This window comes from Streptomyces cynarae (assembly GCF_025642135.1).
In the GTDB taxonomy this organism is placed as follows: Bacteria; Actinomycetota; Actinomycetes; order Streptomycetales; family Streptomycetaceae; genus Streptomyces; species Streptomyces cynarae.
Window position 1 is genome coordinate 3,416,734 of sequence record NZ_CP106793.1, and the last position, 26,244, is coordinate 3,442,977.

Annotated in this window: 32 protein-coding genes and 1 tRNA gene; 13 read left to right on the forward strand and 20 right to left on the reverse strand. The window is 70.5% G+C overall.

Translation table 11 applies throughout. The features are described 5' to 3' along the window. Nucleotides 1–4: 4 nt before the first annotated feature. Nucleotides 5–517, reverse strand: a complete 513-nt coding sequence (locus N8I84_RS15850) for a PadR family transcriptional regulator (RefSeq protein ID WP_263230146.1) — start codon at nucleotides 515–517, stop codon at nucleotides 5–7. A 111-nt stretch (nucleotides 518–628) separates the two neighbouring features. On the opposite strand from N8I84_RS15850, the gene N8I84_RS15855 reads away from it, so the two are divergent. Further along, nucleotides 629–1,189: a hypothetical protein gene (locus N8I84_RS15855; protein ID WP_263230147.1), complete on the forward strand. Its 561-nt coding sequence runs from the start codon at nucleotides 629–631 to the stop codon at nucleotides 1,187–1,189. A 40-nt stretch (nucleotides 1,190–1,229) separates the two neighbouring features. Here the strand turns inward: N8I84_RS15855 and N8I84_RS15860 are convergent, their stop codons facing one another. Both N8I84_RS15860 and N8I84_RS15865 read right to left on the reverse strand, forming a co-directional pair. Further along, nucleotides 1,230–1,610 carry a VOC family protein gene (locus N8I84_RS15860; RefSeq protein WP_263230148.1) on the reverse strand — a complete coding sequence of 127 codons (381 nt, stop codon included), beginning with the start codon at nucleotides 1,608–1,610 and terminating at the stop codon, nucleotides 1,230–1,232. A 134-nt stretch (nucleotides 1,611–1,744) separates the two neighbouring features. Continuing rightward, on the reverse strand, nucleotides 1,745–2,734 hold the full coding sequence (locus N8I84_RS15865; protein WP_263230149.1) for a helix-turn-helix transcriptional regulator: 990 nt from the start codon (nucleotides 2,732–2,734) through the stop codon (nucleotides 1,745–1,747). Between the two features lie 93 nt (nucleotides 2,735–2,827). Here N8I84_RS15865 and N8I84_RS15870 point away from each other — a divergent pair, with 93 nt between their 5' ends. Continuing rightward, nucleotides 2,828–3,226: a VOC family protein gene (locus tag N8I84_RS15870; RefSeq protein ID WP_263230150.1), complete on the forward strand. Its 399-nt coding sequence runs from the start codon at nucleotides 2,828–2,830 to the stop codon at nucleotides 3,224–3,226. 162 nt (nucleotides 3,227–3,388) lie between these two features. On the opposite strand, the gene N8I84_RS15875 is transcribed toward N8I84_RS15870, so the two are convergent. The 3 genes from N8I84_RS15875 to N8I84_RS15885 all read right to left on the reverse strand — a co-directional run bounded on the left by N8I84_RS15875 (nucleotide 3,389) and on the right by N8I84_RS15885 (nucleotide 5,133). Further along, entirely contained in the window at nucleotides 3,389–3,862 is a 474-nt protein-coding gene (locus tag N8I84_RS15875; RefSeq protein ID WP_263230151.1) for a carboxymuconolactone decarboxylase family protein, read from the reverse strand. Between the two features lie 220 nt (nucleotides 3,863–4,082). Next, the gene (locus N8I84_RS15880) at nucleotides 4,083–4,520 is read right to left on the reverse strand and encodes a DUF2267 domain-containing protein (protein WP_258053797.1); all 438 of its coding nucleotides are present in this window, start codon (nucleotides 4,518–4,520) and stop codon (nucleotides 4,083–4,085) included. A 190-nt stretch (nucleotides 4,521–4,710) separates the two neighbouring features. After that, nucleotides 4,711–5,133: an Hsp20/alpha crystallin family protein gene (locus N8I84_RS15885; protein ID WP_263230152.1), complete on the reverse strand. Its 423-nt coding sequence runs from the start codon at nucleotides 5,131–5,133 to the stop codon at nucleotides 4,711–4,713. A 269-nt stretch (nucleotides 5,134–5,402) separates the two neighbouring features. On the opposite strand from N8I84_RS15885, the gene N8I84_RS15890 reads away from it, so the two are divergent. Continuing rightward, nucleotides 5,403–5,705, forward strand: a complete 303-nt coding sequence (locus N8I84_RS15890) for a hypothetical protein (protein ID WP_103844300.1) — start codon at nucleotides 5,403–5,405, stop codon at nucleotides 5,703–5,705. 38 nt (nucleotides 5,706–5,743) lie between these two features. Here the strand turns inward: N8I84_RS15890 and N8I84_RS15895 are convergent, their stop codons facing one another. The 3 genes from N8I84_RS15895 to N8I84_RS15905 form a co-directional block, all read right to left on the reverse strand. Beyond that, complete coding sequence (locus N8I84_RS15895; RefSeq protein ID WP_263230153.1) at nucleotides 5,744–6,205, reverse strand: hypothetical protein; 462 nt, start codon at nucleotides 6,203–6,205, stop codon at nucleotides 5,744–5,746. Nucleotides 6,206–6,290: 85 nt separating this feature from the next. Beyond that, a complete protein-coding gene (locus N8I84_RS15900; protein ID WP_263230154.1) occupies nucleotides 6,291–7,769 on the reverse strand; it encodes an MFS transporter in 1,479 nt (492 codons plus the stop codon). A gap of 65 nt (nucleotides 7,770–7,834) precedes the next feature. After that, on the reverse strand, nucleotides 7,835–9,172 hold the full coding sequence (locus N8I84_RS15905) for a DUF445 domain-containing protein (protein WP_263230155.1): 1,338 nt from the start codon (nucleotides 9,170–9,172) through the stop codon (nucleotides 7,835–7,837). A 474-nt stretch (nucleotides 9,173–9,646) separates the two neighbouring features. Between N8I84_RS15905 and N8I84_RS42720 the strand changes: the two genes are divergently transcribed. Further along, the gene (locus tag N8I84_RS42720) at nucleotides 9,647–10,261 is read left to right on the forward strand and encodes a hypothetical protein (RefSeq protein ID WP_313884260.1); all 615 of its coding nucleotides are present in this window, start codon (nucleotides 9,647–9,649) and stop codon (nucleotides 10,259–10,261) included. Beyond that, on the forward strand, nucleotides 10,165–10,740 hold the full coding sequence (locus N8I84_RS42725) for a GDSL-type esterase/lipase family protein (protein WP_390898901.1): 576 nt from the start codon (nucleotides 10,165–10,167) through the stop codon (nucleotides 10,738–10,740). Before N8I84_RS42720 ends, N8I84_RS42725 begins: the two co-directional genes overlap by 97 nt. A gap of 408 nt (nucleotides 10,741–11,148) precedes the next feature. Here N8I84_RS42725 and N8I84_RS15915 read toward each other — a convergent pair whose 3' ends face one another. From N8I84_RS15915 to N8I84_RS15930, 4 genes are read right to left on the reverse strand one after another with little or no spacing between them, the layout of a single operon-like run. Next, the gene (locus tag N8I84_RS15915) at nucleotides 11,149–12,054 is read right to left on the reverse strand and encodes a DUF1707 SHOCT-like domain-containing protein (protein WP_263230156.1); all 906 of its coding nucleotides are present in this window, start codon (nucleotides 12,052–12,054) and stop codon (nucleotides 11,149–11,151) included. Nucleotides 12,055–12,064: 10 nt separating this feature from the next. Beyond that, complete coding sequence (locus tag N8I84_RS15920) at nucleotides 12,065–13,159, reverse strand: ABC transporter ATP-binding protein (RefSeq protein WP_263230157.1); 1,095 nt, start codon at nucleotides 13,157–13,159, stop codon at nucleotides 12,065–12,067. A gap of 9 nt (nucleotides 13,160–13,168) precedes the next feature. Then, a complete protein-coding gene (locus tag N8I84_RS15925) occupies nucleotides 13,169–14,038 on the reverse strand; it encodes an ABC transporter permease (RefSeq protein ID WP_390899032.1) in 870 nt (289 codons plus the stop codon). Nucleotides 14,039–14,060: 22 nt separating this feature from the next. Continuing rightward, nucleotides 14,061–14,861, reverse strand: coding sequence for an ABC transporter permease (locus N8I84_RS15930; protein WP_263230158.1), 801 nt, complete (start codon nucleotides 14,859–14,861; stop codon nucleotides 14,061–14,063). Between the two features lie 202 nt (nucleotides 14,862–15,063). Here N8I84_RS15930 and N8I84_RS15935 point away from each other — a divergent pair, with 202 nt between their 5' ends. Then, nucleotides 15,064–17,520, forward strand: a complete 2,457-nt coding sequence (locus tag N8I84_RS15935; RefSeq protein WP_263230159.1) for a transglycosylase domain-containing protein — start codon at nucleotides 15,064–15,066, stop codon at nucleotides 17,518–17,520. An 81-nt stretch (nucleotides 17,521–17,601) separates the two neighbouring features. Here the strand turns inward: N8I84_RS15935 and bcp are convergent, their stop codons facing one another. After that, complete coding sequence (bcp, locus tag N8I84_RS15940; RefSeq protein ID WP_263230160.1) at nucleotides 17,602–18,069, reverse strand: thioredoxin-dependent thiol peroxidase; 468 nt, start codon at nucleotides 18,067–18,069, stop codon at nucleotides 17,602–17,604. Nucleotides 18,070–18,258: 189 nt separating this feature from the next. Between bcp and N8I84_RS15945 the strand changes: the two genes are divergently transcribed. The 4 genes from N8I84_RS15945 (at nucleotide 18,259) to N8I84_RS15960 (ending at nucleotide 20,256) form a co-directional block, all read left to right on the forward strand. Beyond that, nucleotides 18,259–18,597: a DUF3618 domain-containing protein gene (locus tag N8I84_RS15945; protein ID WP_263230161.1), complete on the forward strand. Its 339-nt coding sequence runs from the start codon at nucleotides 18,259–18,261 to the stop codon at nucleotides 18,595–18,597. A 43-nt stretch (nucleotides 18,598–18,640) separates the two neighbouring features. Beyond that, entirely contained in the window at nucleotides 18,641–18,982 is a 342-nt protein-coding gene (locus tag N8I84_RS15950) for a GroES family chaperonin (RefSeq protein WP_263230162.1), read from the forward strand. Between the two features lie 126 nt (nucleotides 18,983–19,108). Next, on the forward strand, nucleotides 19,109–20,131 hold the full coding sequence (locus N8I84_RS15955) for an HNH endonuclease signature motif containing protein (protein WP_263230163.1): 1,023 nt from the start codon (nucleotides 19,109–19,111) through the stop codon (nucleotides 20,129–20,131). Nucleotides 20,132–20,172: 41 nt separating this feature from the next. Continuing rightward, nucleotides 20,173–20,256, forward strand: a tRNA-Leu gene (locus N8I84_RS15960). A gap of 64 nt (nucleotides 20,257–20,320) precedes the next feature. On the opposite strand, the gene rdgB is transcribed toward N8I84_RS15960, so the two are convergent. The 4 genes from rdgB to N8I84_RS15980 all read right to left on the reverse strand — a co-directional run bounded on the left by rdgB (nucleotide 20,321) and on the right by N8I84_RS15980 (nucleotide 22,529). Then, the gene (rdgB, locus tag N8I84_RS15965) at nucleotides 20,321–20,923 is read right to left on the reverse strand and encodes an RdgB/HAM1 family non-canonical purine NTP pyrophosphatase (protein WP_263230164.1); all 603 of its coding nucleotides are present in this window, start codon (nucleotides 20,921–20,923) and stop codon (nucleotides 20,321–20,323) included. Nucleotides 20,924–20,971: 48 nt separating this feature from the next. Further along, complete coding sequence (locus N8I84_RS15970; RefSeq protein ID WP_263230165.1) at nucleotides 20,972–21,373, reverse strand: hypothetical protein; 402 nt, start codon at nucleotides 21,371–21,373, stop codon at nucleotides 20,972–20,974. A 92-nt stretch (nucleotides 21,374–21,465) separates the two neighbouring features. Beyond that, nucleotides 21,466–22,197, reverse strand: a complete 732-nt coding sequence (gene rph / locus N8I84_RS15975; protein ID WP_263230166.1) for a ribonuclease PH — start codon at nucleotides 22,195–22,197, stop codon at nucleotides 21,466–21,468. Between the two features lie 98 nt (nucleotides 22,198–22,295). Then, nucleotides 22,296–22,529 carry a glucose PTS transporter subunit EIIB gene (locus N8I84_RS15980; protein ID WP_043440579.1) on the reverse strand — a complete coding sequence of 78 codons (234 nt, stop codon included), beginning with the start codon at nucleotides 22,527–22,529 and terminating at the stop codon, nucleotides 22,296–22,298. Nucleotides 22,530–22,817: 288 nt separating this feature from the next. Between N8I84_RS15980 and N8I84_RS15985 the strand changes: the two genes are divergently transcribed. Then, nucleotides 22,818–24,071 carry a PTS transporter subunit EIIC gene (locus tag N8I84_RS15985; RefSeq protein ID WP_200417643.1) on the forward strand — a complete coding sequence of 418 codons (1,254 nt, stop codon included), beginning with the start codon at nucleotides 22,818–22,820 and terminating at the stop codon, nucleotides 24,069–24,071. 64 nt (nucleotides 24,072–24,135) lie between these two features. Here N8I84_RS15985 and N8I84_RS15990 read toward each other — a convergent pair whose 3' ends face one another. Continuing rightward, entirely contained in the window at nucleotides 24,136–24,888 is a 753-nt protein-coding gene (locus N8I84_RS15990; RefSeq protein WP_263230167.1) for an MBL fold metallo-hydrolase, read from the reverse strand. A 245-nt stretch (nucleotides 24,889–25,133) separates the two neighbouring features. Here N8I84_RS15990 and N8I84_RS15995 point away from each other — a divergent pair, with 245 nt between their 5' ends. Continuing rightward, a complete protein-coding gene (locus N8I84_RS15995; protein WP_263230168.1) occupies nucleotides 25,134–25,574 on the forward strand; it encodes a type II toxin-antitoxin system PemK/MazF family toxin in 441 nt (146 codons plus the stop codon). 18 nt (nucleotides 25,575–25,592) lie between these two features. Here N8I84_RS15995 and N8I84_RS42730 read toward each other — a convergent pair whose 3' ends face one another. Then, nucleotides 25,593–25,898 carry a hypothetical protein gene (locus tag N8I84_RS42730; RefSeq protein ID WP_313884262.1) on the reverse strand — a complete coding sequence of 102 codons (306 nt, stop codon included), beginning with the start codon at nucleotides 25,896–25,898 and terminating at the stop codon, nucleotides 25,593–25,595. 28 nt (nucleotides 25,899–25,926) lie between these two features. Here N8I84_RS42730 and N8I84_RS42735 point away from each other — a divergent pair, with 28 nt between their 5' ends. Further along, nucleotides 25,927–26,142 carry a hypothetical protein gene (locus N8I84_RS42735; RefSeq protein WP_313884263.1) on the forward strand — a complete coding sequence of 72 codons (216 nt, stop codon included), beginning with the start codon at nucleotides 25,927–25,929 and terminating at the stop codon, nucleotides 26,140–26,142. Nucleotides 26,143–26,244 lie beyond the last annotated feature (102 nt).

Below are 26,244 nucleotides of genomic sequence, written 5' to 3' on the forward strand. Positions count from 1 at the left end.
GGCTCTAGGTGATCTGTCCGGCCGCCCACTCGGCCCAGTCGCGGCGCATGGCGTTGAACCGCAGCCCGTATTCGAGAACGATCCGGCCGTAGGTCGAGAGGTTGTCGTCGTCCCAGTCGATGGATTCGGCCAGGTGGCGGAGGCTCTCCTCCCCCTGGGCGGACATCTCCACCAGCTCCGTGAGATAGGCCCGCGCCTGGCCGGGAGTCAGCACGCCGAGGAAGAACACCCGCAGCAGGATGTCGCTGCGGGTGTTCCGTTGTGGTGCGGTCTCGGTCAGCCAGTGCCGCAGCTCGGCCATCCCCTGCTCGGTGAGGGCGTACTCCTTGCGGCCTCGCGGTCCCTCGGCGGCGACGGTGATCAGTCCGGCGTCCGCCAGCTTGGTCAGCTCGGTGTAGATCTGGCTCTGCGTCGCCGGCCAGACGGTGGCCAGCGAGGTGTCGAACAGCTTCAGCAGGTCGTAGCCGCTGGCGGGCCGCTCGGACAGAAGCCCCAGCAAGGCGTGTCGAAGGCTCATGCCCCCACCTTACCTTCCACTGTTGACATGTGACTACAGGAACATCTAGCTTCGACATGTCAGAAACGGAATGTCAGTGGAACATCGAGAATCTCGAAACGGGGAGCCACCATGTCCTATCTGCGCACCTTCCTCCCGTGGATCATCTTCGCCGTGCTCCCGTCCGGCCAGTGGCAGTGGGCCGCGCTGGCCGCCCTGGCGGTCGCGGTGGCGGTGATCGTCCAGCAGCGCCGGGCCGGTGCCGGATTCGACGCCCTGATCATCGAGACGGGCTCGGCGGCCTTCTTCGCGGTCCTGGCCGTGATCGCCTTCGCCGACCCGCACTCGGCTGTGCACGACTACTCGGCGGCCGTGTCGTCCGGCACGCTGGCGGTCATCGCCGGGGTCTCGCTCGCCATCGGCAAGCCCTTCACTCTGGGCATCGCCAAGCGCACCACGCCCCGCGAACTGTGGGGGCTGAAGCCCTTCATCCGGACCAACGTCGTCATCACCGCCGTGTGGACCGCCGCCTTCGCCGTGACCGCCATCGTGCTCGCCGTCGTCGCGCACGCCGGGAACGCCCACTCCACCACGGCCACCCTCATCCAGGTCGCCGGGTTCGTGATCCCGATGGTGTTCACGGTCCGCTACGTCGCCGCCGTCCAGGCCAAGGCCAAGGCCGGCGCCGCGTGACGGATCGGCCGGGCCGGCCGGACCCGCCCGGCCCCGGAAGCTACCTCCGTACCCAGAGGCAGAAGGGGTGCCCCGCCGGGTCGTACAGGACGCGTACGTCGTCCTGGGGCTGGAAGTCCGCCACCGTGGCGCCCAGCGCGCGGGCGTGCTCGACGGCTGTCGGAAGGTCGGTCACCTCGATGTCCAGGTGCATCATCATCTGCTGTTCGGCCGGGGTGGACGGCCACCGCGGGCGCCGGTAGGACGACTCTGTCTGGAACGACAGGCCGGCGGTGCCGTCGGGTGGCGCGATCTCGACCCAGCCCGGCTCTTCCTTACGCACCGGCCAGCCGAGCAGGTCCTGGTAGAACCGCGCGAGGTCGTGGGCGTCCGGTGCGTCGAGGGTGGTCGCGGACAGTGTGAAACGTGGTTGCGGCTTCATGGGGTCCTGGTTCCCCGGTTTCCGAGCGGGAGGCCGTCAACCACGGCGGGGGCGCTCTACGAGCGCGTCGACCTGGGCATGCCCCGCCCGCGTCAGGGCCAGATGTGCCGTCTCATGACATCGGTTCCTCACTGTCAGGCTTGGCGGGCGTAGGACGTGAGGCGATCGGCGAGCGCGGTGACGAGACCGCGCAGTTCAGCGGGGCGCTCGATGACGAACGGCCGGTCCAGTGAGGCGAGTAGCGGAGGCAACCAGTCGAGCCGCTGCGCCCGTAGCTCGACGCGCAGCCAGTGCTCGGCCGCCGGGTCCTGGCCGGCCGCGGGTTCGTGCTCCTCCAAGGTCGCGACGGCGACGGGGAGGTGCGCGCGGATCTGCTCGACCGTCCCGTGGATCCGCAAGGTCACCTCATGCCGGTACTCGGCCGTGGCGAATCCTGACAACACGCGCTGTGCCGGCCCGGGACCCACGGGCGCTTCGAAGGAGCCGGGCAGGGTCCGTGCGTCTGCGATGCGATCGAGCCGGAAGGTTCGGTCCTCGCCGATCTGGGCGTCCTTGCCCGTGACGTACCACCGGCCCGCATGGGCGACGATCCCGTACGCGTGCAGTGTGCGTTCGCTGCGCCGTCCGTCACGGTCGGTGTAGCGGATGGAAACCGGCCGACGGTGGCGCACCGCATCGGCGATGGTGAGCAGGACCTCAGCGTCCGGGGTGTCGAACTCGCCGGGCTGATCCGTGAAGGCGAGAGCTTCCAGGAGTGTGTCGAGCCGGCGGGCGATGTGCTTGGGCAGCACCCGCCGGATCTTCGCCGACGCCGTCTCGTTCGCCGTGCGCTCCGTCGTCGTCAACCCTGCCCGGCGGCCGGCGACCAGGCCGAGCGGCACGGCCAGCGCCTCGTCGTCGCTGAGCATGAGCGGAGGCAAGCGGTACCCGGGAGCCAGCCGGTACCCGCCGTAGCGGCCGCGCACCGACTCCACGGGCACGTCCAGGTCGATCAGCTGGTCCACATACCGCCGCACGGTGCGCCCTTCGACGCCGAGACGGTCGGCGAGTTCGGCCACCGTCCGGGTGCCGCCCGACTGCAGCAGCTCCAGGAGTGTCAGCACGCGGCCGGTGGGTCGAGACATGTTCGCAGCCTAACGCGAATACAGGACCGATTCTGTCCACTATTTCTCCTAGCCTCCGACGTGCACGCTTCCGGCACAGCCAAGGAGATCCCCATGGACTTCGTCTCGATCCGCATCATCACCAGCGACGTCGCACGCCTCGTCGAGTTCTACGAGCGAGCCACAGGGGTGCAGGCGATACGGGCCACCGAGGACTTCGCCGAACTCAAGACCGCGGGCGCCACCCTCGCGATCGCCGGCACCCGCACCGTCCCGCTGTTCGCCCCGGGCTCCGCCCGCCCGGCGGACAACCACAGCGTGATCACCGAGTTCCTCGTCGACGACGTGGACCGCGTCCACCAGAACCTGACCGGCTTCGTCACCGACTTCGTCAACGAGCCCACCACGATGCCCTGGGGCAACCGGTCGCTGCTGTTCCGCGACCCCGACGGCAACCTCGTCAACTTCTTCACCCCCGTCACCCCAGCGGCCATCGAAAAGTTCGCACGCTGACGCCACGCACAGCCGCTCACACGGGAGCCCCGAGATCCCAGGGCTCCCGGTGAACGCGGCTGCCGGACGCCACCTTCGCGCACATCGCCGCCCGCATGGAGGGGCGGGTGCCGCTCGTCGCGTACGAGTGGCACCCGCCCCTGCGGGCCGCGCGTCCAGGTGTCAGCCGAACATGCCCGGCTGATAGTCCCCCGCCGGCTGCTGGACGATGACGTTCAGACGGTTGTAGGCGTTGATCAGGGCGATCAGCGACACCAGGGCCGCGAGTTGGTCCTCGTCGTAGTACTTGGCGGCGTTCGCCCACGCCTCGTCGGTGACGCCACCCGCCGCGTCCGCGATGCGGGTGCCCTGCTCGGTCAACTCCAGGGCGGCGCGCTCCGCGTCGGTGAAGACCGTGGCCTCGCGCCAGGCGGCGATCAGGTTGAGGCGGACGGAGGTCTCCCCGGCGTGGGCGGCGTCCTTGGTGTGCATGTCGGTGCAGAAGCCGCAGCCGTTGATCTGGCTGGCGCGGATCTTCACCAGTTCCTGGGTCGCGGCCGGGAGGGCCGAGTCCGACACGACCTTGCCCGCGGAGTTGATGTGGCGCAGGAACTTGGCCGCGATCTGGTTGCCGAAGAGGTTGAGACGGGCGTCCATGGTGGTCTCCCCTGCCTTGCTGTGTCGACGGTTACGCAGCAAGGACGGGACGACCCGGTGCGGATGTGACATGCGGGCGGGCCGGATCGGCGTGACGTGCGCCACTCGCCGACCTTCATGGAAGTGGTTCCCGCCGCGGAGCGAGGAGCCGCGCCGCTCGGGGGCGCCGGTTCTCGCTCCGCGGCCATGAGGGCGATCACATATGCGTGGGTGCCCGGTGTCACACCGCCGGAGCCAGCTCCGCCTTTCCGAACAACAGCGCGTAACCAGAGGGGAGTTGGCGGAGCAGACGAGTCGTCAGGTCGTCGCCCACCAGGGCGGGCAGTGTGCTGAGGACCGCGCTGACGTCCCAGCGTGCCGTCGCCGGTGTGGCGCCATCGATACGGGTCGCCACCGCGTCCACGAACTCGGGCGCCGTCAGCGGCCGTGTCACCGGGATCTGCGACGCGATCAGGCGCGCCGCTTCCTCGGGGAGGCGGCGGGCCAGTTCCACGCGCTCGTCGCCGATCACATGTCCGCCGAGGGCGGAGAGCACGATACGGGTGATGCGCTCGGCCTCCTTGGCGGTCGTGTACTGGCCGGATTCCTGCACCGCGTCGACCAGCCGGGACCAGTCGGGCCGGGCCGTCGCCTCCACCGCGCTCGGCGCGTCAACCATGATTGCCGTATCGATCGCGCCCATCGTCGCCGCTCCGGTCGCCGCCGCCGCTCTCGTCGTGGTCGTACTCATCGTGCGGGTACTCCTCCGTTTCGCTTCCCCACCCGGTCCCCTCCCGGGTACCCGGTTGTCGTCGCCCGTCCCGTGGGTCTTTTCGGACACGGGACGGGCGCTTTCTTGCCGGCGGATGTCAGCTGCTGAGCTGCTTGCGCTTGTCGCCGCCCGTGATCTGGATGCGGCGCGGCTTGGCCTCCTCGGCGACGGGGATGCGGAGGGTGAGGACGCCGGCGTCGTACGAGGCGTCGATGCGCTCCGTGTCCAGGGTGTCGCCCAGGAACAGCTGGCGGGTGAAGGTTCCGGTGGGACGCTCGGTCACCACCATGTCGGCGCCTTCGGGGGCCGGGGAGCGGCGCTCGGCGCGGACGTTGAGAACGTGGCGTTCGACGTCCAGGTCGATCGACTCGGGGTCGACGCCGGGGAGGTCGAAGTGGACGACGAGCTCGTCACCGGAACGGTAGGCGTCCATCTGCATCGCCGCCGGGCGTGCGGTGCTGCCGAAAACCTGCTGCGTGAGCCGGTCGAGCTCGCGGAACGGGTCGGTGCGCATGAGCATCACAGGTCACTCCCTTCCTGAGGCACTGCTGTGCGATGCCCTTTACGACTTCTTATATAGCGCGGAGGCAGAAAGTTGACAAGCTCTGACTCAAGTTGCTGGGAGGGCGATGTTTGCGCAGGTGAGGCCGGGGGCGCGGAGTCGGGGGTGACGGTGCGTGCGGGAGGACGGTTGCGGCGCGCCGGGCGCGCACCCCGCGCCGTGCCGCGTCCGCGCGCAGGGTTAGCCTCAATCGATCACACACACGCACCATCAGGAGGCAGGCAGCGATGGCGAAGGTTCCCACAGCTCTGGTCGCCGCGAGCGGGCTCGTCGGCGGGTACGGGGTCGCCCGCTGGACCAGGAAGCGGCAGCTGGGCGGGGCCGTACTGGCGGTCGCCGGTGCCGCGGCCGCGCAGCAGTGGCGGCGGCAGGCCGGGGGTGTGGCGGCCGGGGCGCTGACCGCCGCGTACGTCGCCGCGTTCGCCGGGTCGCACCCGCTGGCCAAGAAGGTGGGGGCGTGGCCGTCGGTGTTCGGGGTCGCCGGGGCCGTCGCGCTGGCGTCCTGGGCCGTGGCCGACCGGCGCGGCTAGCAGAGGCCGACGGGCCCGCCCTGGCCGAGCCCCCGACCTCACAAGGGATTCGTGAGCGTCAGCTCCTCCTTCTCCTTCGCCCACTCCCCCCGGAACGCCCGCGCCACCCCCGCCGCGACCAGCACTCCGGCCGCGATCAGCAGCGTGAAGAAACCCCAGGCCAGGGGCCACAGGGAGGCGTCCGGGCCCGGGTGGGCGCGAAGGGAGACGTGCATCAGTGTGGCGGGGGGTGCCGCCACCAGCAGCAGGGGCCAGCCGAGGTCGTCCCAGTGGCCGAAGTAGGCCGCGAGCAGCAGCAGGGTCAGCGCGAGGAACAGGACGCCGACGACCGTCACGGGGGTCGTCTCCTCGGTGGCCCCGGCGGCCGTGGCGCGGTTGCGCAGGTCCCACGGCAGGCACAGGAGGTACGCCCCGGCCGCGAGCGCGGCGCCGAGCAGGCGGATCAGCCAGCGCTCGGGCCAGGGGCGCGTTCGCATGGGGCGGAACAGCTTCTCGGTCATGCGTACGAGGGTGGCCGCGGAGCGGCGGGGTCGGGAGAGTACGGATACTCAGATCCCCACCGCCGCGCGGCCACCGGGGCCGCCCCTACGGCGTCGCCTGCGCCCCTCGCGTCGTCGTCGCCGCGGTCAGCGGCCGGGCGATGTCCTCCAGCGAGCGCCGTTCCGCCCGTACCGCGAGCAGGGCCGCGACCAGGCCCGCCGCGCACATCACGGCCGCGCCGATCTGGAAGGCGAGGACCGTGTCGGCGACCTTGCCGGTGCCGGTGAGGTCCGCGAACAGGATCGGGCCGCTGATACCTCCGGCCGCGGTGCCGATCGCGTAGAAGAAGGCGATGGACATGGCCCTGGTCTCCATCGGGAACACCTCGGAGACCGTCAGGTAGGCGCTGGAGGCGCCCGCCGAGGCGAAGAACAGCACGGCGCACCAGCAGGCCGTCAGCGTGCCCGCGCTCAGCGAGCCCTGGCCGAACAGCCACGCCGTACCGAACAGCAGCACGCCGGAGATCAGGTACGTCGAGGAGATCATCACCCGGCGGCCGACCGTGTCGAACAGCTTGCCGAGCAGCAGTGGGCCCATGAAGTTGCCGATCGCGATGACGGCGAAGTAGTAACCGGTGTGGTCGGCGGGCACGTCGAAGAACTTGGTCAGGATCGCGCCGAAGCCGAACGTGATCGCGTTGTAGAGGAACGCCTGGCCGATGAAGAGGGAGAAGCCCAGCACGGAGCGCCTGCGGTAGTCGTGGAAGACCGTGCGGGCGATGATGCCGAAGCCGATGCTCTCGCGCTGGTGGATGGTGATCGTGCCCTCGGGCTCCGGAAGCCGCTCCCCCCGCTCCTCCTCGATCCGCTGTTCGATGCCGGAGACCACCTGTTCCGCTTCCTGTTCCCGGCCGTGGATCAGCAGCCAGCGCGGACTCTCGGGGACGTGCCGCCGTACCAGCAGGATGACCAGGCCCAGGACGACGCCGAGGGCGAAGGTCAGCCGCCAGCCCACGTCCTTGGGCAGGATGGCGGTGTTCAGGGCGATGATCGACAGCAGCGCGCCGCCGACCGCTCCCACCCAGAAGCTGCCGTTGATGATCAGATCGACCCGGCCGCGGAACTGCGCCGGGATCAGTTCGTCGATCGCGGAGTTGATGGCCGCGTACTCACCGCCGATCCCGAAGCCGGTCAGGAAGCGGAAGAGGAAGAACCACCAGGAGTTGAAGGACACCGCGGTCAGGGCCGTGGCGCCGAGATAGACCGCGAGAGTGATCATGAAGAGTTTCTTGCGGCCGAAGCGGTCGGTCAGTCGGCCCCAGAACAGCGCTCCTGAGCAGGCGCCCGCCACATACAGGGCGGCCGCCAGACCGGTGACCTGGCTCGAGCTGATCGCGAGGCCGCTGCCGGGCTCGGAAAGACGGCTGGCGATGTTGCCGACGACCGTGACCTCCAGGCCGTCGAGGATCCACACCGTGCCGAGGCCGATCACGATCGTCCAGTGCCAGCGTGACCAGGGCAGACGGTCGAGACGGGCGGGTATGGCGGTGGTGACCGTGCCAGGGCGTGGCGCGGTGATCGACATGGCTCCCTCCTCACGGGCGCCGGGGGTGACGCCGCATGCGCCCCGGGTTCCCGCGCCGGCGCCGGTTACGCCCCCAGCGCCCTCGACACCGTGTAGATCAGCAGCCCGGCGAGCGAGCCCACCACCGTGCCGTTGATCCGGATGAACTGCAGGTCGCGGCCGATGTGCGCCTCGATCTTGCGGGTGGTGTGGCCGGCGTCCCAGCTCGCGACCGTGTCGGTGATCAGGGAGGTGATCTCCCTGCGGTAGGTGGTCACTACGTGCACCGCGGCGCCCTCCACCCAGGAGTTCACCTTGCCCTGCGTCCTGGGCTCGGTGGCCATGCGGGCCCCCAGGGACAGCAGCGAGGCCCGTACCCGGAGCCGCAGTTCGCTGCGCTCGTCCTCCGCCGCCGAGACGATCATGGACCGTACGGCCGTCCAGGCGGAGGCGATCAGGTCCTGCACCTCGCCGCGGCCCAGCACCTCGCCCTTGAGCCGCTCCACGCGTGCCCGGGTGTCGGTGTCGGACTGGAGGTCGGAGGCGAAGTCGGCGAGGAACCGGTCGAGGGCGCCGCGCGCCGGGTGCGTGGGCGCGTCCCGCATCTCGGTGACGAAACGGAGCAGCTCCTTGTAGACCCGCTCGCCGACCTTCTTGTCCACGAAGCGGGGCGTCCAGCCGGGGGCGCCGCCCTGGACCGCGGCCATCACCTGGTCGTCGTGCAGGACGAGCCAGTCGTGGGCGCGGGCGCAGATCAGGTCCACGATCCGTCTGTGGCCGCCGTCCGCGACGACGCGCTCCAGCAGCTTGCCGAGCCCGGGCGCGATCTCCTGGGCGTCGGCGCGGCGGGTGATGGCCTCGCCGACCACCGCCTGGACGTCGGAGTCGCGCAGCACGGTCAGGGCACCGCGCAGGGCCGTGGCCAGCTCCGCCGTCACCCGGTCGGCGTGCTCCGGATCGGCGAGCCAGGCACCCAGACGGCTCGCTATGCCGACGGCGCGCAGCCGCTGCCGTACGACCTCCTCGGACAGGAAGTTCTCCCCGACGAACTCACCGAGGGAGACGCCGAGCTGGTCCTTCTTGTTCGGGATGATCGCCGTGTGCGGGATCGGCAGGCCGAGCGGGTGACGGAAGAGGGCCGTGACCGCGAACCAGTCGGCGAGCGCGCCGACCATGCCCGCCTCGGCGGCCGCCGCCACATAACCCGCCCAGGGCCCCGCGCCCGCGTTCTGCGCCCATCTGGCCAGCGCGTACACGACCGCGACGAGCAGCAGCAGCCCGGTCGCCGTGCCCTTCATCCGGCGTACGCCCCGGCGCTTCTCCTCGTCGGCCGGGCTGAAGGACGTCATCGCCCGGCCGGCGGCGACGCCCGAGCCGGACGGCTGCCGCACCGTCACCTCGTCGTCCGTCTTCGTCCGTTCCATCCACTCCACCCGTCCGCGTCCCCCGTACACATTGTCCCTTCCCGACCGACTCATGGAACGGAACAGGAGTTCCCGACGTCTTGTCCGGAGAGGGAAGATTCGGGGGCTTTCCATGGTTACGTCGGGGGTTTCCCCCAGGGGGCCGGCCCAGGGCCGCGCCGGTTCCCTCCCGCCCCATGACGCATCATGGGAATGATCAATACGGAGCCTCGGGCTCCGCTCGCCCTAGGAGACAACGCACCGCATGGCCAGGAAACACGGTTATGCCCTGCTGGCGGCTGTCCTGACGATTGTTCTGGCCGTCTCGGCCGCCATATACACAGGCGTCGCGGCCGGTGACGGCAACCGCCGCAGCACTCCGGCCGCCGGCCGCCGACCCCGCCGAACGCCGCCGAACCCGCCTCCACCGGCATCTGGGTGGGCGCCTGGGCGGCCTCGCCGTCCGGCGCCGAGCCCGGGACGCGGGCGACGGGGATGGCGGGCAGGTCCGTCCGCAACGTCGTACACGTCGGCGTCGGCGGGACGAGTGCCCGCATCACGCTGTCCAATCTCTACGGCGGACAGCCGCTGAGCGTCACGCACGCCTCGATCGCCCTCGCCGCCGCGGACGACACCGCCCGGGTGGCCGACGGCACCATGCGCCGGCTCACCTTCGGCGGCCTCCCCTCGGTCGTCATCGCCCCCGGCGGGGAGGTGGTCAGCGACGCCGTACGCATCCTCGTCCCGCGCGACGCGGACGTGCTGGTGACCACCTACTCCCCCACCCCGTCCGGTCCCGTCACCTACCACCGGCACGCCCAGCAGGTCTCCTACGCGGCCGAGGGCGACCGCACCGAGGACACCAGCGGCGCCCCCTTCACCGCCCCCACCCTCTCCTGGCGCTATCTGACCGCGCTCGACCTGCTCAGCAACGAGGCGACGGGCACCGTCGTCGCGCTCGGCGACTCGATCACCGACGGCATCACCTCAACCGTGGGCGCCGACCGACGGACGTGCTGTCCGAGCGGCTGCGCGAGGCGGCCGGATCGGGTGACGTGCCCCGCTACAGCGTGGTCAACGAGGGCATCAGCGGCAACGAGGTCCTGGTGAGCGGCGGAGGCCGGCCGGCCGACAACCCGAGCGGTCTGAGCCGCTTCGGCCGCGACGTGCTGGAGCGTACGAACGTCAAGGTCGTCGTCATCGACCTCGGCGTCAACGACATCATCCACAACCCCGGCCAGGCCGACCCGGACCGGATCACTGCGGGGCTGCGCACCCTCGTCCACGAGGCCCACGCACGCGGCCTGAAGGTCGTCGGCGCGACGCTGATGCCGTTCAAGGGCCACCGCGCCTACCGGACCGACCGCGAGCAGGTGCGCCAGGCCGTCAACGCGGAGATCCGCTCCGGGACCGTGTTCGACGCGGTCGTCGACTTCGACCGGGCGCTGCGCGACCCCTACGACCCGCACCGCCTGCGCTCCGACTACGACTCGGGCGACCACCTGCACCCCAGCGACAACGGGTTCCGGAGGATGGCGGAGGTCTTCGACCTGACCTCCCTGAAGGGCGCCGCGCCCGCCGAGCTGTAACCCGGCCCACCGAGCCGTGGTCCCGCTCACCAGCCGCCGTGACGGCGCCGGTCGCGTTCCTCGCGCCGCGCCTCACGGCGCTCGCGGTGCTCCTCGCTCCGCTCCTCATGCCACTCGCCCCGGGAATCGGGGCCCAGACGCCTCCGGTACGAGGCGCCGAATTCCGACACGTGCCGCGCGCTCCGGCGACCACCGGCGCCCGCACAGGCGTAACCGCTCACCAGCCGCCGTGACGGCGCCGGTCGCGTTCCTCGCGCCGCGCCTCACGGCGCTCGCGGTGCTCCTCCCGCCGCTCCTCATGCCACTCGCCCCGGGAATCGGGGCCCAGACGCCTCCGGTACGAGGCGCCGAATTCCGACACGTGCCGCGCGCTCCGGCGACCACCGGCGCCCGCACAGGCGTAACCGCTCACCAGCCGCCGTGACGGCGCCGGTCGCGTTCCTCGCGCCGCGCCTCACGGCGCTCGCGGTGCTCCTCCCGCCGCTCCTCGCGGCGTTCGCGTATCAAGTCGCGGTGCTCCTCGAGCGCCCTGTGGGCGTCGAGCAGGCCCTCCAGGCCCTCACGAGGGGAGTTCTCCAGTTCCCCGCGGCCGGCCTTGCGCTCCAGCTTCTCCTGGCGCCGCTGCTCCTTCAGCCGCTGCCGCTCGGCCTTGGTCAGCTTGCGCTCGACACCGACCCCGCCCCAGAACGCGAACCCGGTGATGACCACGCGCGGCGCGCCCGGCTCCCCCGGCACGCCCTCCTCACGGTGGTCGAAGCCGCCCATGATGCCGATGCCGCGCACGACCACCTCGACGCCGGGCGGCACGATGACGTTCATCCCGCCCATGATCGCGACGCAGTTGATCTCGACCTCGCGGTCCGCGAAGTCCGCCTCCCTGAGGTCGATCTCACCGCCGCCCCAGAAGGCGAAGCAGTTGAACCGCCTGGGCACCCGCCAGCGGCCCTTGCGCTGGAACCCGGACATCACGGCGACCGCCCACGTGGACGACCCCTCGCCACCGGTGATCCGATCGGCCCAACGGCCGATCTGCACGGGCTCCTTGGTCAGGGACACGGCCGGCGGCGTGACACCCGCGGCCGGCAGGTCCCGGGTGATCGGCGCCAGTTCGCGGTACGTCCGCGCCTTGTACGTCGACTCCAGCCGCTCCTCGAACTCCTCCATGTCGAGACGGCCCTCCGCGAGGGCGTCCCTGAGGACCTCGGCGACTCGTTCGCGATCGGCGTCGGAGGCGCGCAGATCCGGATCCGGGACCGGGGTGTGCGGCGCCGGCCGCTGCTCGTCGCTTCCCCCGTGAGACACAGCGTCGGTCATGGGCGTCAGCCTACGAGTTCGCGGCGTCCCGGACCACGCCGCGACCCTCACCGACCTCCTCCGCGGGCACCTCCGTGCGCTTCCCCGCGGGCACGTCCGTGCGCTTCCCCGCGGGCACCTCCGTGTGCCTCTCCGCGGGCACCTCCGTGTGCTTCTCCGCGTACATCTTCGCGATCACCGCCTCGATGTCCGGCTCCCGCACCGACAGGTCCACCAGCGGATACTCCGCCGCGACCCGCGCCACCAGCGGCGCCGCCGACTGCGACGCCGGGAACGCGAGCCACTGCCGCGGCCCCTCCACCCGCACCACGCGCGCGGGCGGCGCCTGGATCGGCGGGAGCTCCCGCTCCAGGTCGACCACCAGGGTGCGTTCGCTGTCGCCGACCTCGTGCAGTCCGGCGAGCGGGCCGTCGTACATCAGGCGGCCGTGGTCGATGACCATCACCCGGGAGCACAACTGCTCGATGTCCTGAAGGTCGTGCGTGGTCAGCAGCACCGTCGTACCGCGCTCGGTGTTCACCTCCCGCAGGAACTCCCGCACCTTCGCCTTGGAGATCACGTCCAGCCCGATCGTCGGCTCGTCCAGGTACAGCACCTCGGGATCGTGCAGCAGCGCCGCCGCGATGTCGCCGCGCATCCGCTGGCCCAGCGACAGCTGCCGCACCGGCACGTCCAACAGGGCGCCCAGCTCCAGCAGTTCGACCAGGCGGTCGAGGTTCTCGCGGTAACGGGCGTCCGGGATGCGGTACATGCGGTGCATCAGGCGGTAGGAGTCGATCAGCGGCAGGTCCCACCACAGGGTCGTGCGCTGCCCGAACACCACCCCGATGCGCTGCGCGAGCCGCGTCCGCTCCCGTGAGGGGTCGATGCCGGCGACCCGCAGCCGGCCGCCGCTCGGGGTCAGGATCCCGGTCAGCATCTTGATCGTGGTGGACTTCCCGGCGCCGTTCGGCCCGATGTAGCCAACCATCTCGCCACGCGCCACGGTGAAGGAGATCGAGTCCACGGCCCGCACCTGCCGCCGCTCGCTCTTCAGGAACCCGGTCCTCTTGCGCACGTCGAAGACCTTCTCGACGCGGTCGAGTTCGATGAAACCGCCGCTCATGATTCCCTCTCAGCTCCCCGTGCTCCGGTACGAACGCAGTCCCACCCGCCACGCCAGCCCCGAGAGCGCACAGCAGCCCGCCGCCACCAGCGGCGGGGCGAAGGCGGCCCAGGACGGCAGGTCGAGCGGATAGGGCCGCCCCAGCACATACAGCGCGGGCAGCCAGTTGACGAAGGCGAGCGGCAGCACGAACGTCACCCCGCGCAGCAAGTCCTTCGCGAACACCGTGGGCGGGTACTGCAACAGCGTCTGCCCGCCGTACGTGAAGGAGTTCTGCACCTCGGAGGCGTCCTGCGCGACGAACTGGAACGCCGCGCCGGCCACGAACACCGCGCAGAAGATCCCGGCGCCGCTCGCCAGCGCCAGCGGGACCATCAGCACCTTCAGCGGAGTCCAGGAGACGTCCAGGGCGGCGACGGCGTACCCGAGGACCAGCACGCCCTGGGTGACCCGGCCGAGGCGGCGCAGCCCGAAGCGGTCCGCGGCGACCTGCGCCAGCACCGGCACCGGGCGCACCAGCAGCGTGTCCAGCGTGCCGTCGCGCACCCGCCGCCCCAGCCGGTCCATCGAGCCGAGCGCGAGGTCGGCGAGGCCGAAGGCGGTCGCGGACAGGCCGTACAGGAACGCGACCTCCGGCAGGCTGTAGCCGCCGAGCGTGTCGATCCGCGAGAACATCAGCATGATCGCGACGAAGTCCAGCGCGGTGCCGGCGAAGTTGCCGAACGTGGTCATCGCGAAGGAGGCGCGGTAGGCCATGGTGGAGCGGATCCACATGGCGGTGATCAGTCGGTAGGCGCGCAGCCCCTCGCGCACCCGGCCGTAGGCCTCCGCGCGCGCCGGGCCGTACGGCTCCGTGCCCCTGGACTCGGTGTCGGCCACCCCGGACTCAGCCACCCCGGACTCAGCCACCTTGGACCACCACCCGCCGGGTCGCCGCCGACTGCACCAGCCGCCCCGCGGCCAGCAGCACCACCGCCCACGCGCCCTGGAAGGCGTACGTCGACAGGGGGTCCGCCGTGCCGAGCAGCACGTCCAGGGGGGCCTGGAGCAGCGCCGACCAGGGCAGCACGCGGACGATCTCGCCGAGCGCGCCGGGGAAGACGTTCAGCGGCAGCAGCATGCCCGAGCAGAAGACCGCCAGCAGCCAGGACAGCTGGGCCACCCCCGCCCCGTCCAGCAGCCAGAACGCGCAGAGCGCCACGACGAACCGGATCGCGAAGCTCACCACCACCCCGAACCCGACCGCGATCAGGAAGGCCAGCCAGGTCAGCGGGCTCGTGGGCAGCGCGAGCGGGAACAGCAGCGCGCCCACCACCAGCGGCACCACGCCCCGGCCGAGCAGGTGGAACAGTGCCCGCCCGGCGTCCGCGGACAGCCACCACAGCTGGAGGTCGGCGGGCCGGTACAGGTCGATGGCGATGTCACCGGTGCGGATGCGTTCGATCAGCTCGTCCTCGAAGCCGCCGCCCATCGCCGAGACCGTCATCAGCAGCGCCTGCCCCGTCCACACGTACGTCAGCGCCTGGCCCTCGTCGTAACCCCCCAGGTGCGGCCGTTCGTGCCACAGGGCCAGATAGGTGTATGCCAAGATCAATCCGAAGACTGTGTTGGTGAACACCCCCGCCGCTGTCGCGGTCCGGTAGGTCGCGTACCTCCGGAAACCACCGGCGGCCACAGCGGCGTACAACCGCCCTGCCCCCACGGGAGTCCTCCCTTCGACGTGTTCCGGGCGAAGCGCAGGAGCCTAGCGCGCGGACGAAGTGGGGTACCACACGTTTTCCCGCGCGGAACGTCCCTCGTGCCGGGAACTGGAACGCAAGGTGCGACAGTCTTCATCAGGGGATGCAGATGGCGTACGAGGACGTACGGGAACGTACGACGCGAAACGGGAGTCCGGCACCACGATGAGCGACGAGCCACAGCCGCAGAAGAGCAGCCAGGTCGTGGCGTCCGCAGAACCGCGGACGACACCTGTCGCCGCGCTCCCCGGCGACGGCCCGAAGCGGCCGAAGCGCACGGGATGGCGCCGACTGGTCCCCACCTGGAAGACGGTGCTCGGCACCCTCGTGGTGGGCCTGCTGCTCCTGGTCGGACTGTTCGCCCTCGGCTACTACACGGTCAAGATCCCGGCGGCGAACGCGGCGGCCACCAAGCAGAGCAACGTCTACCTGTACGCGGACGGCAGCGAGCTGGCCCGCGACGGCACCGTCAACCGTGAGAACGTCAAGCTCGCGCAGATCTCCAAGGCCGCCCAGCACGCCGCGCTCGCCGCCGAGGACCGCGACTTCTACACCGAGTCCGCCGTCGACCCCAAGGCGATGGTCCGCGCGGCCTGGAACACCGCCACCGGCAAGGGCAAGCAGTCCGGCTCGACGATCACCCAGCAGTACGTGAAGAACTACTACCTGGAGCAGCAGCAGACCGTCACCCGCAAGGTGAAGGAGTTCTTCATCGCGATCAAACTGGACCGCGAGAAGAGCAAGGACAGCATCCTCGAGGGCTACCTCAACACGAGCTACTTCGGCCGCAACGCCTACGGCATCCAGGCCGCCGCCCAGGCCTACTACGGCGTGGACGCCAAGGACCTCACGGTCGGCCAGTCCGCCTACCTCGCCGCCCTGCTCAACGCGCCCAGCGAGTACGACGTGATCGCGCACCCCGAGAACAAGGGCGCGGCGCTGGCCCGCTGGAACTACGTCCTCGACGGCATGGTCAAGAAGAACTGGCTGAGCGCCGCCGAGCGCCAGAAGGTGACCTTCCCCGCGCCCCGCCAGCAGGTCCACGCCTCCGGCATGTCCGGGCAGCGCGGCTACCTGGTCGAGGCGATCAAGGACTACCTCACCAGCAACAAGATCATCGACGAGGACACCCTGGGCCGCGGCGGCTACCGCATCACCACCACGCTGGAGAAGTCCAAGCAGGACGCGTTCGTCAAGGCCGTCAACGACCAGGTGATGAGCAAGCTCGACAAGAAGAACAACAAGGTCGACCGGTACGTCCGCGCCGGCGGCGCCGCCATCGACCCGGCCACCGGCAAGGTCCTCGCGATGTACGGCGGCATCGACTACACCAAGCAGTACGTCAACAACGCGACCCGCCGCGACTACCAGGTCGGCTCCACGTTCAAGCCGTTCGTGTTCACCTCGGCGGTGGAGAACGGCTCCCGCACCCAGGACGGCGTCACCATCACCCCGAACACGGTGTACGACGGCACCGACAAGCGGCCCGTGCAGGGCTGGTCCGGCGGGGCCTACGCACCCGAGAACGAGGACAACGTCTCCTACGGCCCGATCACCGTGCGCAAGGCCACGGACAAGTCCGTGAACGCCGTGTACGCGCAGATGGCCGTGGACGTCGGCCCGTCCAAGGTCGAGCAGACCGCGATCGACCTGGGCGTGCCCGCCAACACCCCCGACCTGCAGCCGTACCCCTCGATCGCGCTCGGCACGGCCACCGCGAGCGTCCTCGACATGACGCAGGCGTACGCGACGCTCGCCAACCACGGCAAGCACGGCTCGTACACGCTGGTCGAAAAGGTCGCCAACGGCACGGAGAACATCGCGCTGCCGCAGCAGTCCACGAAGCAGGCGGTCAGCCGGGAGGCGGCGGACACCACCACATCGGTCCTGCAGAGCGTGGTCGACAACGGCACCGCGACCGCCGCACAGGGCGCCGGCCGGCCCGCCGCCGGCAAGACCGGCACCGCGGAGGAGGACCAGGCGGCCTGGTTCGCGGGCTACACCCCCGACCTGGCCACCGTGATCGCGGTGATGGGCCAGGACCCGGACACCGGCAAGCACAAGTCGCTCTACGGCGCGATGGGCCTGCCCCGGATCAACGGCGGCGGCGCGCCCGCGCAGATCTGGGCGCAGTTCACCAAGGACGCGCTGCAGGGACAGCCGGTGAAGGACTTCGACCTGCAACTCCAGGCGGGCGCGGACCAGACGCTGGAGCCCCCGAGCACCGGGCCGACGGACCAGCAGCCCGGCACCACGGGCGACCAGTCGAACGGCGGCACGACGGGCGGCCAGTCCACCACCCCGGGCCAGGACCAGGGCCAGACCCAGGGCCAGACGACGGGTGGCACCCCGGGCACGGGCGGTACGACGACGGGCGGCACACCCGGCACCGGCGGTACGACGACCGGCGGCGGCACGGCGGGCACGGGCGGCACCACGAGCGACGGCGGAACGACCGGCACCGGAGGCACCACCGGCGACGGCGGTACGACCGGCACCGGAGGCACGACGGGCACAGGCGGCACGGGCGGCACCGGGGGCACCGGTGACGGCGGCACGACGGGGAGCGGCGGGACGACGACGGGGGCAGGGACGCTCAGCGCGCAAGGCCGGAGGCTGTAGCGGCAGGGTCCTCGCCGTGTGCGACGGCCGGCACCGGATCACACCGGTGCGGGCCGCTCGCATGCGTGGCAGGCGGGACGCTCAGATGCCCAGATCCTTGATGATCTTCGCCACGTGGCCCGTCGCCTTCACGTTGTACAGGGCGCGCTCGACCTTGCCGTCCTCGTCCACGATCACCGTGGAGCGGATGACGCCGACGACCGTCTTGCCGTACAGCTTCTTCTCGCCGAAGGCGCCGTACGCCTCCAGCACCTTCTTGTCGGGGTCGGCGAGGAGGGTGACCTTCAGGGACTCCTTCTCGCGGAACTTCGCGAGCTTCTCCGGCTTGTCCGGGGAGATGCCGATGACGTCGTACCCGGCGCCCGCGAGCAGCTGGAGGTTGTCCGTGAAGTCGCACGCCTGCTTGGTGCAGCCGGGGGTGAGCGCCGCCGGGTAGAAGTACACGATGACCTTGCGGCCCTTGTGGTCGGCCAGGGAGACCTCGTCGCCGTCGGCGTCCGGCAGGGTGAAGGCGGGGGCGGTGTCGCCGGGCTGGAGTCGCTCGCTCATCGGTACCTCACGGGGCAAGGGGCGGATCACGCCGATCACGCGGTCAGCGGTTTACCGGACGAGCCTAATCTCCTTCGGACCCTGCATGGGGGTGCCGATGGGTGCCTTCGGCACGAAGCTGACAGACTGTCCAGCACAGAATCAGGAAATTGCGCGGAACACGTCGCACACGACCACGGAGGAAGCGCGGTGACGGACACGTCGAGCACACCGGACACCAGGACTCCGGCCGAGATCGAGGCGGACATCAAGCGCCGCCGCGAGACGCTGGCCGAGACGCTCGACGAGATCGGCGTCCGGGTGCACCCGAAGACGATCGTCGGGGACGCCAAGGCCAAGGTCGTCTCCAACATCGACCACACGCTCGGGCGGGCCTATGTGGGCGTCAACCGGGCCGTCAGCGAGGTCAAGGGCCAGCTGGTCACCGAGGAGGGCGCGCCGCGGCTGGAGCGCATCGTGCCCGTGGCGCTGGTCGTGGTCGGCGTCGTGGGACTGCTCGCGCTGGGCTCCCGGCGGCGCAGGGCCTGACCCGGCCGCGCGCGAAGCCGTCGAAGGCAGGTAGGTTCAGGACGTGAGCGAGAAGACCCACCACGACAAGTTGCCCATCCGGATGCTGCACGACCGCGTACTCGTGCGGCAGGAGACCGGCGAGGGCGAGCGCCGCTCCGGCGGCGGCATCCTCATCCCCGCGACCGCGGCCGTGGGCCGGCGCCTCGCCTGGGCCGAGGTCGTCGCGGTCGGGCAGAACGTACGGACCGTGGAGCCGGGCGACCGGGTCCTGTTCGACCCGGAGGACCGGGCCGAGGTGGAGGTGCGCGGCACCGCGTACGTCCTGATGCGCGAACGCGACCTGCACGCCGTGGCGGCGGACCGCTTCGAGGGGGCGGAGGACTCCACGGGGCTGTACCTGTAGAACAACGGCGTTCACCCGAAAAGGGGCTGGTGACCATCGTCACCAGCCCCTTTCGCCGTGCCTTTCCGATGAGCGGTTCGTTACTCCGTACGAGATCACGAACACACGGTCGAGAACGGAGGGGGCATGGCCACGGCGGACAAGTACCAACGGAACACGCTCGCGGAGGCAGTCGCCGAGTCCCATACCTGGAATGACCTCATGCGCCGTCTGGGGCTCAAGCCGAGCGGTGGACAGCGGCGCGTACTGCAGCGGCAAGTCGCCGCCCACGGGATCGACACCGCCCACTTCAAGCAGCGCAGTCCCTGGCGCAGATATCCGGACGCCGCGATCGCCGCAGCGGCGGCATCGTCCACAACGCTGCGTGAGGTCGCATTGAAACTTGGGGCCACACCAGCGACCGGAACCCTCGCGCACATCCGACGCCGTATCGCCGCTGCGGGGATCGACATCAGCCACTTCCCGGGCATCGACCGCGTGCACCTGGACCTGCCGTTCACCGACGAGGAACTGCGGGCCGCGGCCGCATCCGCCCACAGCCTGCGGGGAGCGGCCGCGGTTCTGGGAGTCCCCGACGACAGCCGGTCACGCAGCGTACTAGGGCGCATGTTCCGAGAGCGGGACATTGACACGTCGCACTTCAGGAACACCCGCTTGGCGATCCCTGAGCAGGAGCTTCGCTCGGCCGTACCCGCAGCCACGAGCTACGCCGATCTCATGCGCGCCCTGAGACTCCACGTGAACGACACGAATCACAGGCGCATCCGCCGTAAGGTCGCCGAGCTCGGCCTGGACACAAGCCACTTCACTCGACGCCCCTGGGGCTCAGTGCAGACAAGCCCGCGCACGGCCATGAGGGAGAAGGTACTGGTGGTCCTCCCGCCCGGATCCGCGCGTCCGAACCGGGCACGGCTGCATGCGGCCTTGCAAGATTCAGGGATTCCCTGTCAGTGCGCCACCTGCGGAAACCCGGGCCAGTGGCTGGGGCAGCCGATCACACTCCAGATCGACCACATCAACGGTGACTGGCTGGACAATCGCGTCGAGAACCTGAGGTATCTGTGCCCGAACTGCCATGCTCTGACAGTCACATGGTGCCGCCAGAAAGTCGGGCGCCGCACAGAGCATCCGGACCCACCCGTACACTGAGCACGCGAAACGACACAGGAAGATGAAGTGTCCGTTTTATCGCGGTCGTGGCGAAATAGGCATACGCGCGGGTTTTAGGTGCCCGTGGGAGAAATCCCGTGTGGGTTCGAGTCCCACCGACCGCACACAGACACGGCATGACGAAAGGCCCGGTCCGAGCAAGGGACCGGGCCTTTCGCGCAGCCTGTGTCAGCCCAGCAGTTCGTGCACCACCGGTGTCAGCGCGCGGAATGCCTTGCCGCGGTGGCTGATCGCGTTCTTCTCCTCGGGGGTCAGTTCGGCGCAGGTGCGGGTCTCGCCCTCCGGCTGGAGGATCGGGTCGTAGCCGAAGCCGTTCGTGCCGGTGGGCTCGTGGCGGAGGGTGCCGCGGAGTTGGCCCTCGACCACACGTTCCGTGCCGTCGGGGAGGGCCAGGGCCGCCGCGCAGGCGAAGTGGGCGCCGCGGTGGGCGTCGTCGATGTCCGCGAGCTGGGCCAGCAGCAGGTCCAGATTCGCCTTGTCGTCGCCGTGCCGGCCCGCCCAGCGCGCGGAGAAGATGCCGGGCGCGCCGCCCAGGACGTCGACGCACAGGCCGGAGTCGTCCGCCACCGCGGGCAGTCCCGTGGCCTTGGCCAGGGCGTGGGCCTTGAGGAGGGCGTTCTCGGCGAAGGTGACGCCGGTTTCCCTGACGTCGGGGATGTCGGGGTAGGCGTCCGCGCCGACCAGGTCGTGCGGGAGGCCCGCTTCGGCGAGGATCGCCCTGAGTTCGGTGATCTTTCCGGCGTTGCGTGTGGCGAGGATCAGGCGGGTCATGGGACCAGTATCCGTGGGCGACCCGTGGCCGCCGCGCCCGCCTGCGGGCTAGGACGACGTGCAGACCTTCGTCAGTTCGCCCGCCGCGTTGGTCACCGGGGCCACGTCGGGGGTCTTGTCGCCGTTCTTCATCGCGTCCCGGATGCCGGTGACCGCCTTGCGCAGGTCGTCGACCGCCTTGTTGACGTCGACGTCATCGGTCTTGTCGCCGATCTTGTCGAGGTTCTTCTCGATGGAGTCGAGGGCCTCGTCCGTCTGCGTCGGGTCGTTCGCCGCGTTCTCGACGGCCTGCTGGAGGCCGGTGACGCTGTCGGCTATGGCGTCGGCGGTCTGGACGCAGTCGATGGCCTTGTTCACGGCGTCGCAGCCCGCGCTCGCGCCGACGGCGGCGAGGACGGCGACGGCCGCGAGAGCGGCGGTGGCGATGCGTCGGCGGTGGCGCGCGGCCATGGAGCGGTTCCCTCTCCGTGGGTGGTGACGGTGGGGCGCGCGGTGTCGTCCGTGCGCCCCACCGAGGTCACTCCTGAAAACGCCGTATCGCGCTACGCGGTTGCCTCCAGGGCCGCCCGCTGGATCGCCGTGAGCTGTTCGCAGCCCGCCGTCGCGAGGTCGAGGAGGGCGTTCAGTTCCCCGCGGTCGAAGGGTGTCGCCTCCGCCGTGCCCTGGACCTCGACGAAGCGGCCGTCGCCGGTGCAGACGACGTTCATGTCGGTCTCCGCGCGGACGTCCTCCTCGTAGCAGAGGTCGAGGAGCGGCACGCCGGCCACGATGCCCACGGAGACGGCCGAGACGGTGCCGGTCAGCGGCTGCCGGGTGGCCTTGATGAGCTTCCTGCGCTGCGCCCAGGCGACGGCGTCGGCGAGTGCCACGTACGCGCCGGTGATCGCGGCGGTGCGGGTGCCGCCGTCGGCCTGGAGGACGTCGCAGTCGAGGACGACGGTGTTCTCGCCGAGTGACTTGGTGTCGACGACGGCGCGCAGGGAGCGGCCGATGAGGCGGCTGATCTCGTGCGTACGGCCGCCGATCCTGCCCTTGACCGACTCGCGGTCGCCGCGGGTGTTGGTGGAGCGGGGCAGCATGGCGTACTCCGCGGTGACCCAGCCCTCTCCGCTGCCCTTGCGCCAGCGCGGCACGCCTTCGGTGAGGGAGGCGGTGCAGAGGACCTTCGTGTCGCCGAAGGAGACGAGGACGGAGCCCTCGGCGTGCTTGCTCCAGCCGCGCTCGATGGTGACCGGGCGGAGCTGTTCGGGGGTGCGGCCGTCGATTCGAGACATGGCGCCGAGCCTATCCGTAACTGCGTCAGGGGCCTCTCCCGCGGTGGGAGAGGCCCCTGGGCACCTGCGTCCGCGTACGGGTGTGTGAGCGGGCGGGCTCACATCATGTCTTCGATCTCCGCGGCGATCGGGTCGGCGTCGGTGCCGATGACGACCTGGATGGCGGTGCCCATCTTGACGACGCCGTGGGCGCCGGCGGCCTTCAGGGCGGCCTCGTCGACCAGCGAGGCGTCGTGCACCTCGGTGCGGAGCCGGGTGATGCAGCCCTCGATCTCGTCGATGTTGTCGATGCCGCCGAGCCCGGCAACGATCTTCTCAGCCTTGCTGGCCATGTCCTTACTCCCTGAGCCGAACCGCTGTGTCGAAAACTGGTCTACACCACCCCGGGAACGCCCGCAAAGCGCCGGGCCAGAACACCGCGCCCGTCTACGTGGCCTTTATCACGAGTGCGGCATTTGCACCCCGTCTGTCCGAGGCCACAGAATTCATGGGTTCCTTATCCCGCCTTCACCGTGCTACAACAGGTCTACACCACAGGTGGTGTAGACCACACGGGGCTGTTTCACCCCGTTCACTCCCCCCTTCCCGTCCCCCGGGCAGCCCCGGCACATGGAGGAAGTATGAGCACCGCCACCGAGACAACGGCGGCCCCCGCGAAGAAGCGGGGTTCCGGTCTGTTCCAGGGCCTGCAGAAGGTCGGCCGCAGCCTTCAGCTCCCGATCGCCGTGCTGCCGGCGGCGGGCATCCTGCTCCGGCTGGGGCAGCCCGACGTGTTCGGTGACGACGGACTCGGCTGGCACAAGGTCGCCTCCGTCTTCGCGACCGCGGGCGGAGCCGTGTTCGACAACCTGCCCCTGCTCTTCTGCGTCGGCGTCGCGATCGGCTTCGCCAAGAAGTCGGACGGCTCCACCGCGCTCGCGGCCCTGGTCGGCTTCCTCGTCTACAGCAACGTCCTCAAGGCGTTCCCGCTGTCCGAGCAGCACATCGAGAACGGCAAGATAGTCGAGGCGACGTACAACAACCCGGGCGTCCTCGGCGGCATCCTGCTGGGTCTGCTGTCCGCCGTGCTGTGGCAGCGGTTCCACCGCACCAAGCTGGTGGACTGGCTCGGCTTCTTCAACGGCCGCCGGCTCGTCCCGATCATCATGGCGTTCGTCGGCACGGTCTTCGGCGTCTTCTTCGGCCTGGTCTGGGAGCCGATCGGTAACGGCATCTCCGACGTCGGCAAGTGGATCACCGGTCTCGGCGCCGTGGGCGCGGGTCTGTTCGGTCTGATCAACCGCGCGCTGATCCCGGTCGGCATGCACCAGTTCGTGAACGCCGTCTCCTGGTTCCAGATCGGCGACTACAAGAACTCCGCGGGCGTCATCGTGCACGGCGACCTGAACCGCTTCTTCGCCGGTGACCCGACCGCCGGACAGTTCATGTCGGGCTTCTTCCCGATCATGATGTTCGGTCTGCCGGCCGCCGCGCTCGCCATCGCGCACACCGCCCGCCCCGAGCGCCGCAAGGCCGTCATGGGTCTGATGCTCTCGGTCGCGCTGACGTCCTTCGTCACCGGTGTCACCGAGCCGATCGAGTTCTCGTTCATGTTCATCGCCCCGGTGCTGTACGGGATCCACGCGGTCCTCACCGCGCTGTCCATGGCGATCACCTGGGCGCTCGGCGTCCACGCCGGCTTCACGTTCTCGGCCGGTGCGATCGACTACCTCCTGAACTGGAACCTCGCCACCAAGCCCTGGCTGATCATCCCGATCGGCCTGGTGTTCGGAGCGATCTACTACTTCGTCTTCCGGTTCGCCATCGTCAAGTTCAACCTCACCACCCCGGGCCGCGAGCCCGAGGAGGAGGTCGAGGACCTGACCAAGGCCTGACCCCCGGGCACAGGAGGGCCCCGGAACCAGCGTGGTTCCGGGGCCTTCGTATGCATGGGGGCGGCTAGAGCTCGTACGTCGCCCGTGGCACCGCCAGTTCGACCGGCCCCGGGTAGACCGCGCGGGCGTCCGCCAGGTTGACCTGGGGATCCGTCCACGGCGGGATGTGGGTGAGGACGAGGCGGCGGGCCCGGGCGCGGGCGGCGGTCTCGCCCGCCTCACGGCCGTTCAGGTGGAGGTTCGGAATGTCCTCCTTGCCGTGGGTGAACGCGGCCTCGCACAGGAACAGGTCCGCGTCGCGCGCGAGTTCGTCCAGCGCCTCGCTCACACCGGTGTCGCCCGAGTAGGTGAGCGAGCTGCCGCCGTGCTCGATCCGGATGCCGTACGCCTCCACCGGGTGGCGTACGCGCTCCGTGTGCACGGTGAACGGGCCGATCTCGAACGTGCCCGGTTTGACCGTGTGGAAGTCGAAGACCTCGCTCATCGAGGAGGCCGAGGGCGTGTCGCCGTAGGCGGTGGTCAGGCGCTGTTCGGTGCCCTCCGGGCCGTAGACCGGGATGGGGGCGCAGCGGCCGCCGTCGTGGCGGTAGTAGCGCGCGACGAAGTACCCGAGCATGTCGATGAAGTGGTCGGCATGCAGGTGGCTCAGGAAGATGGCGTCAAGGTCGTAGAGACCGCAGTGGCGCTGCAACTCGCCCAGGGCGCCGTTGCCCATGTCGAGCAGCAGCCGGAAGCCGTCGGCCTCGACGAGGTAGCTCGAGCAGGCCGATTCCGCGGACGGAAACGACCCCGAGCAGCCGACGACGGTGAGCTTCATAGAGCTGGAACCTCCGTGGCGGGACGTGCGCAAGGCAGGGACGGGGAACGGTGACGGGGGTCGTGCGGTCCGTCGAGCGTAAGGCGCAAAAGGGCGGGTAGCTCCTCCGCCAGGGGCCGTTGTGGGGGAACTCACCTGTGGTGTCACCGGTTCGGCTGGAACAAGGGCGCGCGCGGCGCACGATACGGCGCACTTGAGTTGCGGAAGGCGGGCAGTGAGGCCAACGCGCCGGTACCGTCATCCATATGGACACGTCGTGGTGGCTCGCGCTTGCGGCAGTGGTGCTGCTCGCGCTGGTCGCGACGCTGGTGGACGGATGGGGGCGCGGGCGGCGCCACCGTGCCGCGGCCGCGCGTCCGCCGGGGCGTGCCCGGGTGCATCCGCGGCCGGCCGAGATCTGGTGGGCGAGCGTGCCCTACGGGGACCGGCCGGGCGGCAAGGAGCGGCCGTGCCTGGTGCTGACGGTGCGCGGGGACAGCGCGACGGTCGCGCGGATCACCAGCCGGTACCACGACGGGCGGACGGGCGTGATCCCGCTCCCGCCGGGGTCGGTCGGCGACACCCAGGGGCGGCCCAGCTTCCTGGAGACGGACGAGCTGCGGGACGTGCCGCTGTGGGACTTCCGGCGCCGGGTGGGGGTGGTGGACCCCGCGCTGTGGGACCAGGTGCGGTACCTGGCCGGGTGAGCGTGTTCATGGTCAACCTCATGGCTTGGTCACCGTGACCGTGACGGTCCACCGCTGGATGCCGAGGCACGACGTCTGGCCGGGGCGTTTGGCGCACAGCGGGCGGGTGGCGCTCAGCTGTGCGGTGCCGGGCGCGGCGGCGTCGAAGGCGGCCACGGCGTCGCCCGGCTGTACGACGAAACCGGCGTTGGTGGCCTTCAGCGCCGCGCCGGTGGCGGTGACGGGCGTCCAGGGGCGGTCCTTGGTGCCGTCCAGGGTGAGGCGGATCTGTCCGCCGGTGCTCAGGCACACGGTGCGGCCGCTGTCGGCGGCGGTGAGCTGCACGTGAGGGGTGCAGCCGGTGGGAGTGGCCGTGGGGGCCGCTGCCCCGGAGGAGGGCGCCGAGGGTGAGGTCGGGGACGCCGATCCGGACTCGGGCGCCGACGGGGACGCCGGCCCCGAGGCCGACCCGGACACCGACGGGGACGGCGACACCGCGCCGCTGCCGGCCGCTCCTGGCCCACTGTGCGTGCCGCAGCCCGCGAGCAGGAGCGCCGCTGCCGCGACGGCGATGACAGTGGTCCGCTGAGCGGTGGTACGGCGCATGAGGGCCGCCTCTCGTTACTCGTGCCCGTGTGTGCCGGTGTGACGTTTCTCCAGCGCATCAGGATCCCCACGCGCTCGCAAACGG